The following is a 14,265-nucleotide window of genomic DNA, read 5'->3' as shown; positions in this document are numbered from 1 at the left end:
AACACTTGAAGTTTTCAGGCGCTGTCGCGCTGGTCGGCGGCGTACTCGGGCAGCGCCCGCACGCGCTCGTACACCGGGGCAAAGTCGGCAGCGGTCATGTCAAAAAGCTGCTCAAAGCTGTCGATGACGAAGTAGGTCTGCTGGTAGGTGTCGATCTTGTAGCGCGTGCGCATGGTGCGCTCCAGTTGCAGCGGCAGGCGCTGGGGCGCGGGGCTTTGCACCGAGTACGCCAGCTCCCCCGCCGAGCTGAGGATGCCCGCACCGTAGGCGCGCAAGCCGTCGCTTTGGCGGATCAGGCCGAACTCGATGGTGTACCAGTACAGGCGCGACAGCAGCTCGCAGGCGCCCAGGCCCTGCGCCTTCAGGCCGCCTTGGCCGTAGCGCTGCACATAGTCGGCAAACACCGGGTTGAACAGCAGCGGCACATGGCCAAACAGGTCGTGAAAAATGTCGGGCTCGACGATGTAATCGAACTCTTCGGGCGTGCGAATCCAGTCGGTCACCGGAAATTTGCGGTTGGCCAGCAGCGTGAAGAACGGCACCTCGGGAATCAGCCCCGGCACGGCCACGATCTCCCAGCGCGTGGCGCGGTACAGGCGCTCGTTGATTTCTTCAAAGCGCGGGATGCGGTCTTGGGCGCCCAGCGAGGGCAGGGCGGCGATGAACGCATCGCTGGCCAGCCCGGGCAGCAGGGCCGACTGGCGCTCGTACAGGCGCCGGTAGGTGTCGTGGTCGGCGCTGGTGTAGCGGGCAAAGTCTTGCGCACAGGTGTAGTCGGCACCAGCGCGGGCGTAGTCGCCACGCGGTGGGCGTTCGCTGGCGCCATAGACGACGGGTTCGACGGCCATGGGAGTCTCCTTTTTTTCTGCGAAGCCACCGCAGCGCAACAGCCTGCGGTGGCGGGCGCGGGCTCTGGTGGCCCGCATGGGCCTCAGGCGCTGGTGGGCGCTTGCAGCACGCCACGGCGCATCTGGTCAAGTTCAATCGACTCGAACAGCGCCTTGAAGTTGCCGTTGCCAAAGCCGTCGTCGCCCTTGCGCTGGATGAACTCGAAGAAGATGGGGCCGAGCTGGTTCTCGCTGAAAATTTGCAGCAGCAGCGCATCCTTCTTGCCGTCGATGAGGATTTTGCGCTCGCGCAGGGCGGCCAGTGGCTCGCCGTGGCCAGGGATGCGTTTTTCCACCAGCTCGTAGTAGGTGTCGGGTGTGTCCAGCAGGCGCACGCCGCTGGCGCGCAGTTGGTCCACCGTGGCGTACAGGTCGTCCGAGCCCATGGCGATGTGCTGTATGCCCTCGCCGTTGTACATGTCCAAATACTCTTGGATCTGGCCGGGCTTGTCTTTGCCTTCTTCGTTGATGGGAATGCGGATCTTGCCGCAGGGGCTGGTCATGGCCTTGCTCTTGACGCCCGTGACCTGGCCTTCGATGTCGAAGTATTTGATCTCGCGGAAGTTGAACAGGCGCTCGTAAAAGCTGGCCCACTCCGCCATGCGGCCCCGGTGGACGTTGTGCGTGAGGTGGTCGATGTAGGTCAGGCCATGGCCGAAGGGGTGCAGGGCTTGTTCGGCGCTCAGGCCGGGCAGGGCCTCGAAGTCCACATCAAAAAAGCCGATGTTGCCGATGTCGCCGGGCTGCGCACCGTTTTTGCCGCGCCAGCGGTCTACCAGGTAAATCAGGCTGTCGCCAATGCCCTTGATGGCAGGAATGTTCAGCTCGCCCGGGCCGGCTTTGCCCGCGTAGCCCCAGGCGCCCAGGTTGATGGCGCGCTCGTAGGCGGCCTTGGCGTCGTGGACGCGGAACGCAATGGCGCAGACGCTGGGGCCGTGCAGGCGTGCAAAGCGCTGGGCAAAGCTGTCGGGCTCGGCGTTGATGATGAAGTTGATAGTGCCCTGGCGGTACAGGGTCACGTTTTTGTGCCGGTGGCGGGCCACGGCCTGGAAGCCCATGCTCTCGAACACGCGGCCCATGGCGGCGGGGTCGGGGGCGGCGTATTCGATGAACTCGAAGCCGTCGGTGCCCATGGGGTTGTCCCAGGCGGCGGTGTCTTGCGGGGGGTGGGTGGGCAACGTGGCGTTCATGGTGTCTCCGGTGGTAGTGGGTCGGTGCGTGTGGCGCACAAGGTATGCACTGTAGGCGCGTGTTACAGCAGTTTTTTGGAAAAACAATGGCTTTACAGGTGCTCTTTTGCAGGAAAGATGTGAAGAATTATGTTTTGAAGCATGATTTTTTTTTCGCTTTCTGGCTGTGCCAAAGTGCTTCGTAAAATGGGTCGCCATGAACGCCCCCCAAGCCCTGGACAAGCTGGACAAAGCCATCTTGCGCCGCCTGCAAGACAATGGTCGCGAAACCTATGACGTGATCGGTGCGCAGGTGGGTTTGTCGCCCAGTGCGGTGCTGCGCCGGGTCAAGCGGTTGGAAGAGACGGGCGTGATCGACCGCTACGTGGCCCTGGTCACTCCCGAGGCCGTGGGTCTGGGGCTGACGGCCTACCTCAACGTGCGCCTGGAAAAAAACACCGAAAGCCACAAGCGCAACCCCATGGACTTGTTCCGCGCGAGCGTGCAGACCTGGCCCGAGGTGGTCGAATGCGCCGCCCTGACCGGCGAGATGGACTACCTGCTGCGCGTGGTGGTACAGGACATGGCGCACTACAGCCGCTTCATCATGGATACCCTGCTCAAGCACCCCAGCGTGCAGGACTGCAAGACCAGCTTTGTGCTGGATCGCGTCAAAACCACCACCGCTGTGCCGGTGTAGCACCGCCTCCGGGCCGCGCGCAGTGGCCCCTTTACACGTAAGCGCCTGATTTCATTCAGGAACCGGGTATTTCCCCTAATTTGTTGCAGTGCAACAAAAAAAGCTTGGCGAGTTAAGGGAAAACCCTTAGAGTTGCTCCCATGATCCCAACCAAAGACTGGCTCAGGGCATCCTGGGGTGCTGGCATTGATCTGCTGCGCCCAGTGAGCGACCGGGAAACCGGCGATGCCCTTCCCCACCACGCCCCCAGGGTTCCGGTGGTGGTTCCCATCCGTTCTCTGGGTGCCACGTACCGCGATCGCATTGCGGCCCACCTGCTGGCATTGCCCCCCGCCGACCGCTACCTGCGCTTTGGCTACGCAGCCAACGACGACCAGATTCGCCGCTACGTGGCCCAGCTGGACTTTGAGCGCGATGAAATTTTTGGCGTCTATAACCGGCGCCTGGAGCTGGTGGCCATGGCCCACCTGGCGTTTGCCGAGCACCCCGAGCACAGCCAGTGCGCCGAGTTTGGCGTGTCGGTGCTGGGCAAGGCGCGCGGCCGTGGTCTGGGTGCTCGCCTGTTCGATCGCGCCATCATGCATGCGCGCAATGAGGGCGTTCACATGGTGTTCATCCATGCGCTGTCCGAGAACACGGCCATGCTCAAGATTGCCCGCAACGCCGGTGCCACGGTTGAGCGCGATGGTTCCGAGTCCGAGGCCTACCTGGCCCTGCCGCCCGCCAACCTGGACTCGCGCGTGAGCGAAATCGTCGAGCAGCAGTGGGCCGAGATGGACTACCGCCTGAAAAAGCAGGCCAAGCAGTTCTGGGACTTTCTGGCAGGCGTGCAAGAGGTGCGCCAGGGCGTGCGCGCCGCGCGCCACCAGTCTGCTGAATAAAGAAGCAGTGAACACAGGCAGGCCCGGGTGGCTTGCCTGCGCCGGGGCAGCGCGGGCGGGGCGCTGGCGGCGTATTGCCACAGCAATCCGGTATCCTAGACGCCCGTTTCACTACCGCACGTCCTGCACCCAAGGCTGTGTCAGACCCCTACCCCGCGCGCCTTCCTGACAGAGAAGACAAGCGCACTTTTCTGCAAAAAGTCGTCGAATTCATCCACCCCGGCCCCGACTCGCGGGCCGAGCTGATCGGGGTGCTGGCCGATGCGCAAGACAACGCTGTCATCGACCCCGAAGCGCGCACCATGATGGAGCGCATCCTGCACCTGTCTGACCTGACCGTGGGCGATGTGATGGTGCCCACCCCGCGCATGGACATGCTGCACATCGACGCCCCGCTCGATGCGCTGCTGCAAGTGGTCATCAGCACCGCGCATTCGCGCTTTCCGGTGTACGAGGGCGAGCGCGAGAACATCATCGGCATCCTGATAGCCAAAGACCTGCTCAAGCTGCAACGCACGCCGGGGCTGCCGGTGCGCTCTTTGCTGCGCCCGGCCACTTTTGTGCCCGAAACCAAAGCGCTCAACGATTTGCTGCGCGACTTTCGCAGCAACCGTAACCACATGGCCATCGTCATTGACGAGTTTGGCCGCGTGGCCGGGCTGGCCACCATCGAGGATGTGCTGGAAGAGATCGTCGGTGAAATCGAGGACGAATTCGATCTGCCCGAGGACGAGGGCGACATCCTGCCCATGGGCGACCAGACCTACCGCGTGCGCGGCGATGCGCCCATTGAGCGCGTGGCCGAGGCCCTGGGCGTGGCCATCGTGGGCAGCGATCCCGACCTGTGCTTTGACACCATCGGTGGCCTGGTGGCCCATGAAGTGGGCCACGTGCCCAAGCGCGGCGAGCAATTGCAACTGTGCGGCCTGCAATGGGTGGTGCTGCACACCAAGGGCGGTGCGGTGCGCTGGTTCAAGGTGGCCGCTCCCGCGCCAGACGCGGGCGCTACCCACGCCGATACCCCGCTGGCGGGCTGATGGCGTTGGCCACCGCATCCGCGCCGGCACTGGCCCCTGTGACCGCGCCATCCACATCCGTGGCCATCAGCGCGCCGCGCGCTGCGCGCTGGCACTGGGCGCTGGCGCTGCTGGCCGGGCTGGCGCAGGCGGCGTCGCTGGCGTTGCCGGGCAGCGGTGCGCCGCAAGGCGGGCTGCAGTGGCTGTCTTTGGCCGCGCTGGCCTGGCTGGTGCGCCCTGGCACACCCTGGCGGCGTGCAGCCGCACTGGGCGGGGTGTTTGCCTCAGCCTGGCTGGTGGGCGTGTTCTGGTGGCTGTTCATCTCCATGCACACCTATGGCGGTCTGGCGGCGCCGCTGGCGGTGCTGGCGGTGCTGGGTCTGGCGGTGTTTCTGGCCAGTTATTACGCCCTGGTTTTAGGGCTTTTTGCGGCTCTGGCGCCCGCTGGTCGTGCGCGAGCAGCTATTGTTTTCGGAGCGCTTTGGCTGCTCGCCGAATTGGCGCGCGGCACCTGGTGGACGGGCTTTCCGTGGGGCGCCAGCGGTTACGCCCATGTCGATGGGCCGCTGGCTGCATTGGCGCGCACCGTGGGCGTGTACGGCATCAGCAGCGTGGCCGCCATGCTGGCCATGCTGCTGGCCCAGGTGCGCCGCAGCGATGTGCGCAGCCCCCGTGCCTGGGCGCTGGCCGCCACGCTGCTGGCCGGGTTGGGCGCACTGGCCTGGCAGCGCCACTGCGCCATCGAACAATGCGGCGCTCCGGCATCGGCGCCCACGCCCGCCCTGAGCCTGGCGCTGCTGCAAGGCAACATCCCGCAGGATGAGAAATTCCAGCCCGGCAGCGGTGTGCCCCTGGCGCTGCGCTGGTATGCCGAGCAACTGCACAGCGCGCAGGCGCAGCTGGTGGTGGCACCCGAAACGGCCATCCCGCTGCTGCCCCAGCAGCTCATGCCGGGCTACCTGGAGGCCATCGCGCAGCGCTACACCCAGGGCGGACAGGCCGCGCTGGTAGGCATGCCCCTGGGCGATCTGGAGCAGGGCTATACCAACTCCGTGCAGGGCTGGCGCCCGGGCCAGAGCGCGCCCTACCGCTACGACAAACACCACCTGGTGCCATTTGGCGAGTTCATACCGCCGCTGTTTCGCTGGTTCACCGAGTTGATGAACATTCCCCTGGGCGACTTCCACCGGGGCAGTCTGCGCCAGACGCCCTTTGTCTGGCGCGGCGAGCGCATCGCACCCAACATCTGCTACGAAGACCTGTTTGGTGAAGAGCTGGGCGCGCGTTTTGCCGATCCGGCCCAGGCGCCCACGGTGTTCGTCAACCTGAGCAACATCGGCTGGTTTGGCGACAGCGTGGCCATCGACCAGCACCTGAGCATCAGCCGCATGCGCGCCCTCGAATTCGAGCGCCCCATGGTGCGCGCCACCAACACCGGCGCCACGGCCATCATCGACCACCGCGGCGTGGTCACGCACCAGCTGGCGCGCGCCACGCGCGGCGTGCTCACGGGGCAGGTGCAAGGGCGCAGCGGCGCCATCACGCCATATGCGGCCTGGGTGTCGCGGTTTGGCCTGTGGCCGCTGTGGATTTTTGGCGCTGGGGTGGTCTTGGCAGCGTGGGGGCTGCGTCGCCAGGGGCGGCACTGAGGTGCGCAGTGCGCGGTCTGGCAGGTGCTGGGCTGCTTGATCCAGGTCATGGGGCGCACCCGAGGCCGCGCTGCCATAGGGGCGCTTGCTATCGCCGGGTGCGCCCAGTGCCTTGATAATAGGCGGCTGTGATTGCTTGCGCCCGGCGCAGGCTGTGAAAAATCGAGGTGGCCCGGCCGCCGTTCTGGAGCACGACTGAAAATGGCAGATTCCTTTTCCTACGACCAATTGATCGCCTCGGGCGAGGGCCGGCTGTTCAGCCCGGACAGCGGGCGTCTGCCGCTGCCGCCCATGCTGATGTTCGACCGCATCACGCACATCGACGCCGATGGTGGTGCCCACGGCCTGGGCAAAATCCGCGCCGAGCTGGATGTCAAGCCCGACCTGTGGTTTTTTGCCTGCCACTTCCAGGGCGATCCGGTCATGCCGGGCTGCCTGGGGCTGGATGCCATGTGGCAGCTCATCGGCTTTTACCTGACCTGGCTGCAACTGCCGGGCCGGGGCCGTGCACTGGGTGCGGGCGAGGTCAAGTTCACCGGCGAAGTGGGCCCGGACGTGAAGCTGGTTACCTACGAGATCGACATCAAGCGCGTCATCAAACGCAAGCTGTGCATGGCCATTGGTGATGCGCGCCTGCTGGCCGATGGCAAAGAAATTTACGTGGCCAACGACCTGCGTGTGGGCTTGTTCAAACGCGAGGAAGACGGCGCAGCACAAGGAGCCGCAGCATGAAACGGGTCGTCATCACCGGCACGGGCATCGTCTCGTGCATTGGCAACGACAACGCCACCGTCACCCAGGCCCTGCGCGAGAGCCGCTCGGGCATCCGCGCCATGCCGCAGTTCACCGAGCTGGGCATGCGCAGCCAGGTGGCGGGTGTGCCGCAAATCAACCTCGAAGAGCGCATTGACCGCAAGCAACTGCGCTTCATGGGCGATGCAGCAGCCTACGCGCACATTGCGTTGGCCGATGCCATTGCCGCCTCGGGCCTGACGCCAGCCCAGGTGTCGAACCCGCGCACCGGCCTCATCATGGGCTCGGGCGGCGGTTCGCCAGCCAACCAGATTGAAGCGGCTGACATTCTGCGCAGCAAGGGCATTCGCCGCGTGGGGCCTTACCAGGTCACGCGCTGCATGAGTTCGACGGTGTCGGCCTGCCTGTCCACCAACTTCGCCATCAAGGGCATCAACTACTCCATCACCTCGGCGTGCAGCACCTCGGCGCACTGCATTGGCGCAGCGGCCCAGCAAATTGCCTGGGGCATGCAGGACGTGATGTTTGCCGGTGGCGGCGAAGAAGTCACCTGGGGCATGGGCCTGCTGTTTGACGCCATGGGCGCCATGTCCAGCGCCTACAACGCCACGCCTGAAAAAGCATCGCGCGCCTACGACGCCCACCGTGACGGCTTTGTGCTCTCGGGCGGCGGCGGTGCCGTGGTGCTCGAGAGTCTGGACCACGCCCTGGCGCGCGGTGCCACCATTTTGGGCGAGGTGATCGGTTTTGGCGCTACTTCCGATGGTGCCGACATGGTCGCGCCCTCGGGCGACGGCGCCGTGGCCTGCATGCGCCAGGCCATCGCCACGGTAAGCGAGCCCATTGACTACATCAACACCCATGGCACTTCCACGCCCGTGGGTGATGTGCCCGAGCTGCGCGCCATCCGCGAAGTGTTTGGCGATGCCATTCCGCGCTTCTCGTCCACCAAGTCGCTCACTGGCCATTCGCTGGGTGCCACGGGCGTGCAAGAGGCCATTTACTGCCTGTTGATGTTGCAGCAGGGCTTTATTGCCGGCTCGGCCAACATCGAAACGCTGGAGCCCGCCGCCGAAGGCATGCCGCTGGTGCGCCAGACGGTGGATGCGCCCATTCGCACGGCCCTGTCCAACAGCTTCGGCTTTGGCGGCACCAACGCCAGCCTGGTACTGCGCCGCTGGGACTGCTAAACCCCCGCGCCCCGTTCTCCCTGCCAAAGCCTGCCTGCGTGTCATTGCGCAGGCAGGCTTTTTGCTTTTTCCATCGGTGGCGCGCAAAACATTCAGGGGGAAATTTTTTGCAAGATTTCAGTAAATGTTTGATTTAACTGTGTGCCAATTACCCATAAGATGGTGTATCTGCCCAAAAAGCAGGTGCGGCTAATCCGCTTCATCAGCGGGTTCTGATCCATCCTTCGGAAAGCTCACTCATGCACATTTCCTCCCCCATCTCCCGTCGCTGGTTCGCTGGCGTCGTGCTGTCGGCCCTGTCTGCTGTGGCCATGGCCCAGGCGGCCCAACCCCATGTGGTCGTGCTGGCCACCGGCGGCACCATTGCCGGCGCGGGCGCGTCGGCGGCCAACAGTGCCACCTATGCTGCTGCCAAAGTGCCTGTGGACAAGCTGCTGGCGGGCTTGCCCGAGTTGAGCAGCGTGGCCAAAGTCTCGGGTGAGCAGGTGTTTCAGATCGCCTCCGAGAGCTTTACCAACGAGCATCTGCTCAAGCTGGGCCAGCGCGTATCTGCCCTGAGCAAGCAGCCCGATGTGGACGGCATCGTCATCACCCACGGCACAGACACCCTGGAAGAAACCGCCTACTTTCTGAGCCTGGTGGTTCACACCACCAAGCCGATTGTGGTGGTGGGATCGATGCGGCCTGGCACGGCCCTGTCGGCAGATGGCGCCCTGAACCTGTATGACGCCGTGAGCGTGGCCGCCAGCAAGGATGCGGCGGGCAAGGGCGTGTTGGTCACCATGAACGACGAGATCCAAAGTGGCCGTGATGTGAGCAAAACCATCAACATCAAGACCGAGGCCTTCAAGAGCCAGTGGGGGCCGCTGGGCATGGTGGTAGAGGGCAAGAACTACTGGTTCCGCGCCCCGGTCAAGCGCCACACCATGAATTCCGAATTCAACATTGACGACATCAAGGCCCTGCCTGCCGTGGACATCGTGTATGGCTACAGCAACATGAACACCACCGGCATCGAAGCCTATGGCAAAGCGGGCGTCAAAGCGCTGGTGCATGCAGGCACTGGCAACGGCTCGGTGGCTGCGCAGGCGGTGGATTCGCTCAAGGCCCTGCGTGCCCAGGGTGTGCAGATCGTGCGCTCGGCCCGTGTACCCGACGGCTTTGTGCTGCGCAACGCCGAGCAGCCCGATGACAAATACGATTGGGTGGTTGCCCACGACCTGCGTCCCCAAAAGGCCCGCATCCTGGCCATGGTCGCACTGACCAAAACCAATGACAGCAAAGAGTTGCAGCGCATCTTCTGGGAATATTGATCTTTTGCCAGAAGGCCCGGGGGCAACCTGCCTGGCACCTGCTATTTGACAAGGCCAGCACCCCCAAAGGGCGCTGGCCTTTGTTGCTGGGGGGCTGCGCAATCGGTCGGCGTGCCACCTGCACCCTAAAATCAGGGGCTGTACGTGGGCTGGCATTGCCAGCGCGCGTCTTTCTACCCTTTCTTATTGCCAGGCCCTGGCCCTGCCAGAGTGCCTCTCAAAGCCATGTTGACCTTCCAGCAAATCATCTTGAAGCTGCAGTCCTACTGGGATGCCCAGGGCTGCGCGCTTTTACAGCCCTACGACATGGAAGTGGGCGCCGGTACGTCGCACACCGCGACGTTTTTGCGCGCCATCGGCCCTGAGCCCTGGAAGGCTGCCTACGTGCAGCCCAGCCGCCGCCCCAAGGATGGCCGCTATGGCGAAAACCCCAACCGCTTGCAGCATTACTACCAGTTCCAGGTGGTCTTGAAGCCCGCGCCCGCCAACATCCTGGAGCTGTACCTGGGCAGCCTGGAGGCGCTGGGCTTCGATCTGAAAAAGAACGACATCCGCTTCGTGGAAGACGACTGGGAAAACCCCACGCTAGGCGCCTGGGGCCTGGGCTGGGAAGTCTGGCTCAACGGCATGGAAGTGACGCAGTTCACCTATTTCCAGCAGGTGGGCGGCATCGACTGCAAGCCCGCCACGGGCGAAATCACCTACGGCCTGGAGCGCCTGGCCATGTACCTGCAAGGCGTGGACAACGTCTACAACCTGACCTGGACGGAAGGCGCTGACGGCGCCAAGCTGACCTACGGCGATGTGTACAAGCAAAACGAGGTCGAGCAGTCCACCTACAACTTTGAGCACTCGGACGCCGATTTTCTGTTTACCGCCTTCAACGCCCACGAAAAGCAGGCCCAGCACCTGATGCAAGAGCAACTGGCCCTGCCCGCCTACGAGCAGGTTTTGAAGGCTGCGCACAGCTTTAACTTGCTGGACGCGCGCGGCGCCATCAGCGTGACCGAGCGCGCTGCCTACATTGGCCGCATCCGCAACCTGGCACGCGCCGTGGCCAAGAGCTACCTTGACAGCCGCGCCCGCCTGGGCTTTCCGATGGCGCCCCGGGCCTGGGCCGAGGAGGTGCTGGCCGAACTGGACAAGGCCCAGCAGCAACAGAAAAAAGCAGCCTGAGGCGACGCAAGAGAAACACCATGACCCATCCGAATTTGCTGGTTGAACTGTTTGTTGAAGAGCTGCCCCCGAAGGCGCTGCAAAAACTGGGCGACGCCTTCGCTGGCGTGTTGCTGGCACAGTTGCAGGCCCAGGGGCTGGCCGCGCCGGACGCTGTGCTCACCGCTTACGCATCGCCGCGCCGTCTGGCTGCCCACATCAGCGCCGTGGCACCGCAGGCCGCTGACAAGGCCCAGTCGCAAAAACTCATGCCCGTGGCCGTGGGCCTGGACGCTGCAGGCAACGCCACCCCCGCATTGCTGAAAAAGCTGGCCGCGCTCGGGGCCGATGTGTCCGACCCCGCCGCTGCCGTGGCCGCGCTGCAACGCGCCCCCGATGGCAAGGCAGAGGCTCTGTTCCACCACAGCACTGTGCGCGGCGCCACGTTGGCCGAGGGCCTGCAAAAAGCGCTGGACGAGGCCGTGGCTAAACTGCCCATCCCCAAGGTGATGCGCTACCAGCTCGCCGCAGGCTGTGACATGCCGGGCTGGAGCAGCGTGAGCTTTGTGCGCCCCGCGCACGGGCTGGTGGCACTGCACGGCAGCGACGTGGTGCCCGTGCAGACGCTGGGCCTGACGGCAGGCAACGCCACCCAGGGCCACCGTTTCGAGGCCGCCGTCTCGCCCGTGGTGCTCCAGGATGCCGACAGCTACGCCGGGCAATTGCGCACGCAGGGCGCCGTGATCGCCTCGTTCACCGAGCGCAAGGCCGAGATTGCCCGCCAGTTGCAGGCCGCCGCAGCCCAGGTGGGTAGCGGCGCCCGCCCCATCGAAGACGATGCGCTGCTGGACGAAGTCACCGCGCTGGTCGAGCGCCCCAACGTGCTCATCTGCGCTTTTGAGCCAGAGTTTCTCGACGTGCCCCAGGAGTGCCTCATCCTCACGATGAAGGCCAACCAAAAATACTTCCCGCTGCTCGACGCTGCGGGCAAGCTGACCAACCAATTCCTGGTAGTGAGCAACATCAGCCCCGAAGACACCAGCTTTGTGACCGGCGGCAACGAGCGCGTGGTGCGCCCGCGCCTGGCCGATGCCAAGTTCTTCTTCGACCAGGATCGCAAGAAAACGCTGGCCTCGCGCGTCGATGGCCTGGGCAAGGTGGTCTACCACAACAAGCTGGGCACGCAAGGCGAGCGCGTGGAGCGCGTGCGCGCGATTGCCAAAGCCATTGCTACGCAGCTGGGCGATGCCGCTGTGGTGGCCGACGCCGACCTGGCCGCCCAACTGGCCAAGACCGACCTCGTGACCGACATGGTGGGCGAGTTCCCCGAGCTGCAAGGCACCATGGGCCGCTACTACGCGCTCAACGACGGCCTGGGCGAGACGATTGCCGACGCCATCGAAGACCACTACAAACCGCGCTTTGCCGGCGATAGCCTGCCGCGCAACCTGGCGGGCGTGGTGGTGGCGCTGGCCGACAAGCTCGAAACGCTGGTGGGCATGTTCGGCATTGGCAACCTGCCCACAGGCGACCGCGATCCGTTTGCGCTGCGCCGCCACGCGCTGGGCGTGATCCGCATGCTGGTCGAGAAAGACCTGCCGCTGGATTTGCAAGCGCTGCTGGCCAGTGCCGTGCCCGCATTCGGTGACAAGATTCAGGATGCCTCGGCGCAACTGGCCGAGTTCATCTACGACCGCCTGGCTGGCAACCTGCGCGAACAGGGCTACAGCGCGCAAGAGGTCGATGCCGTGCTGGCGCTGCGCCCACAGCGCCTGGCGCTGGTCGGTCAGCAGCTGGCGGCAGTGCGCGCCTTTGCCGCGCTGCCCGAGAGCCCTGCCCTGGCCGCCGCCAACAAGCGCGTTGGCAATATCCTGAAAAAAGCCGGTGAGGTCGATGCCCACGTCAACCCCGCGCTCTTGCAAGAGCAGGCGGAAAAAGACTTGTACGCCGCTTTGCAACGCTTTGTGCCCGAGGCCAACGCGCAGTTCGATGCGGGCGACTACACCGCCAGCCTGCAAACGCTGGCCGTGCTGCGCGCGCCCGTCGATGCGTTCTTTGACGACGTGATGGTCAACGCCGAAGAACTGGACTTGCGCCTGAACCGCCAGGGTCTGCTCAAGAGCCTGCACGACGCCATGAACCGCGTGGCCGACCTCTCGCGCCTGGCCGCTTGAGCGCCTTGACTGCGCAGACCGGCATGGACGAGCCCTCCGCATCCGCTGCTTGCGCCCCCGACGCCCCCAGCCCCGCCGCGCTGCGGGCGCAGCAGCAGCGCACTGTCTGGTGGCTGTTTGCGCCCCCGGCGCTGCTGGTGGGGCTGCGTTGGGTGTTGCAATGGCAAAGCGACCGCGCCCCGCAGCTGCCGGTGTTGCCGCTGACACCTTTTGTCGCCACGCAAGATGTCTGGGGCCTGCTGTGGCCGGTGCTGTGGACGCTGCTGGCGCTGTGCGCCAGCGTGGCGGGCACGCTGCTGGCGGCGCGCCGCTGGGGCTGGCGCCCGGTGGGCCGCGTCTGGATGGTGCTGTGGGTGGCCGCCTGCGTGGCGGGCACGGCGGCACTGCTGTGGCGCCACCTCAATGTGCGCGGCGTGCAGCCGCTGGCACCCGTGCAGGCCCAGGTGCTGGGCAGCCGCATCCTGGCGCCCAGCGCGCGCGGCCCCGGCGGCACGCAGCTGGTGCTGCGCATTGACACCCTGGAGCCACTGCAACAGGTGCTGATCGACGACCCGCAGGCCGCGCAGTGGCGCCCTGGCCAGCGCCTGGCGCTGCAATGGGCACGCGGGCGCTACAGCGGTTGGTTTGTTACTGGCTGGCAAGCAGCAGCGTCCCCCACCACCTCCCCGTGAAGGGGAGCCATCTCTCGGGAAAATCACGGATGAAACTGGCCATTCTCGACCGCGACGGCACCATCAACGCCTTGGGCGATGAGGACTTCATCGCCTCGCCCGCCGACTGGCAGCCGCTGCCCGGTGCGCTCGAAGCCATTGCCCGCCTCAACCATGCGGGCTGGCATGTGGTGGTGGCCACCAACCAGCCCGGCCTGGGGCGCGGCCTGTTCGACGTGGCTGCGCTCAACGCCATCCACGGCCTGATGCACAAGCAACTGGCGGCGCTGGGCGGGCGCATCGAGGCCATTTTTTACTGCCCCCACGCCCCCGACGAGGCCTGCGCCTGCCGCAAGCCCGCCCCCGGCTTGCTGGAGCAGATTTGTGACCGCTACGGTGTCGATACCGACAAGGTGTGCGTGGTCGGCAGCTGCCCTGAGCACCTGCAAGCGGGCGCAGCGCTGGGTGCGGCGCTGCATCTGGTCGCCACGGGTGAAGCGGCAGCGCTGGACTGCGCTGCCCCGCTGGCGCCCCAATGGCCCCCCGGAACACGCCTGCACGCCAACCTGGGTGCCCTGGTCGAGCACCTGCTGACCCGGCCCACACCAGCATCTACAGCCATGCCCATGCCTGCGCTGGTATCGGCAGCGCAGCCATCGCCATAACGCTATCGAAAAGAGAGCTGTAGGCGCTTTCCCTGCAAGGTCTGGAGCCCTGAAACATCTCAA

General features: G+C 65.2%; 13 protein-coding genes. 11 read left to right on the top strand and 2 right to left on the bottom strand.

All coding sequences use genetic code 11. The annotated features are described in order from the left end of the window. Window positions 1–14: 14 nt before the first annotated feature. Both phhA and hppD read right to left on the bottom strand, forming a co-directional pair. Entirely contained in the window at window positions 15–848 is an 834-nt protein-coding gene (gene phhA, locus EV674_RS12460) for a phenylalanine 4-monooxygenase (RefSeq protein WP_119013640.1), read from the bottom strand. 83 nt (window positions 849–931) lie between these two features. Then, the gene (gene hppD / locus EV674_RS12455; RefSeq protein ID WP_119013681.1) at window positions 932–2,077 is read right to left on the bottom strand and encodes a 4-hydroxyphenylpyruvate dioxygenase; all 1,146 of its coding nucleotides are present in this window, start codon (window positions 2,075–2,077) and stop codon (window positions 932–934) included. Between the two features lie 196 nt (window positions 2,078–2,273). Here hppD and EV674_RS12450 point away from each other — a divergent pair, with 196 nt between their 5' ends. From EV674_RS12450 to gmhB, 11 genes are all read left to right on the top strand, one after another. After that, the gene (locus tag EV674_RS12450) at window positions 2,274–2,756 is read left to right on the top strand and encodes an Lrp/AsnC family transcriptional regulator (protein ID WP_119013641.1); all 483 of its coding nucleotides are present in this window, start codon (window positions 2,274–2,276) and stop codon (window positions 2,754–2,756) included. A gap of 140 nt (window positions 2,757–2,896) precedes the next feature. Then, window positions 2,897–3,637 carry a GNAT family N-acetyltransferase gene (locus EV674_RS12445; protein ID WP_119013642.1) on the top strand — a complete coding sequence of 247 codons (741 nt, stop codon included), beginning with the start codon at window positions 2,897–2,899 and terminating at the stop codon, window positions 3,635–3,637. Between the two features lie 137 nt (window positions 3,638–3,774). Continuing rightward, entirely contained in the window at window positions 3,775–4,674 is a 900-nt protein-coding gene (locus EV674_RS12440; protein ID WP_119013643.1) for an HlyC/CorC family transporter, read from the top strand. Continuing rightward, window positions 4,674–6,302, top strand: coding sequence for an apolipoprotein N-acyltransferase (gene lnt, locus EV674_RS12435; RefSeq protein WP_119013644.1), 1,629 nt, complete (start codon window positions 4,674–4,676; stop codon window positions 6,300–6,302). The genes EV674_RS12440 and lnt overlap by 1 nt, the downstream gene beginning before the upstream one ends. Before the next feature lie 201 nt (window positions 6,303–6,503). Beyond that, the gene (fabA, locus tag EV674_RS12430) at window positions 6,504–7,034 is read left to right on the top strand and encodes a 3-hydroxyacyl-[acyl-carrier-protein] dehydratase FabA (protein ID WP_119013645.1); all 531 of its coding nucleotides are present in this window, start codon (window positions 6,504–6,506) and stop codon (window positions 7,032–7,034) included. Next, window positions 7,031–8,245: a beta-ketoacyl-ACP synthase I gene (gene fabB / locus EV674_RS12425; RefSeq protein ID WP_119013646.1), complete on the top strand. Its 1,215-nt coding sequence runs from the start codon at window positions 7,031–7,033 to the stop codon at window positions 8,243–8,245. Before fabA ends, fabB begins: the two co-directional genes overlap by 4 nt. 239 nt (window positions 8,246–8,484) lie before the next feature. Next, on the top strand, window positions 8,485–9,558 hold the full coding sequence (locus tag EV674_RS12420; RefSeq protein ID WP_119013647.1) for a type II asparaginase: 1,074 nt from the start codon (window positions 8,485–8,487) through the stop codon (window positions 9,556–9,558). A gap of 225 nt (window positions 9,559–9,783) precedes the next feature. Beyond that, entirely contained in the window at window positions 9,784–10,734 is a 951-nt protein-coding gene (glyQ, locus tag EV674_RS12415; RefSeq protein ID WP_119013682.1) for a glycine--tRNA ligase subunit alpha, read from the top strand. Between the two features lie 20 nt (window positions 10,735–10,754). Then, window positions 10,755–12,887: a glycine--tRNA ligase subunit beta gene (glyS, locus tag EV674_RS12410; protein ID WP_119013648.1), complete on the top strand. Its 2,133-nt coding sequence runs from the start codon at window positions 10,755–10,757 to the stop codon at window positions 12,885–12,887. Beyond that, the gene (locus EV674_RS12405) at window positions 12,884–13,558 is read left to right on the top strand and encodes a hypothetical protein (RefSeq protein ID WP_241524961.1); all 675 of its coding nucleotides are present in this window, start codon (window positions 12,884–12,886) and stop codon (window positions 13,556–13,558) included. Before glyS ends, EV674_RS12405 begins: the two co-directional genes overlap by 4 nt. Window positions 13,559–13,587: 29 nt before the next feature. Beyond that, the gene (gene gmhB / locus EV674_RS12400; protein WP_119013649.1) at window positions 13,588–14,202 is read left to right on the top strand and encodes a D-glycero-beta-D-manno-heptose 1,7-bisphosphate 7-phosphatase; all 615 of its coding nucleotides are present in this window, start codon (window positions 13,588–13,590) and stop codon (window positions 14,200–14,202) included. The last annotated feature ends 63 nt before the right edge of the window (window positions 14,203–14,265 follow it).

Origin of the sequence: Simplicispira metamorpha, from assembly GCF_004341365.1 — a bacterium.
GTDB classification, from domain to species: Bacteria; Pseudomonadota; Gammaproteobacteria; order Burkholderiales; family Burkholderiaceae_C; genus Simplicispira; species Simplicispira metamorpha.
Note: the sequence above shows the minus strand (reverse complement) of the source record. Positions and strands in the feature narration are given on the sequence as shown.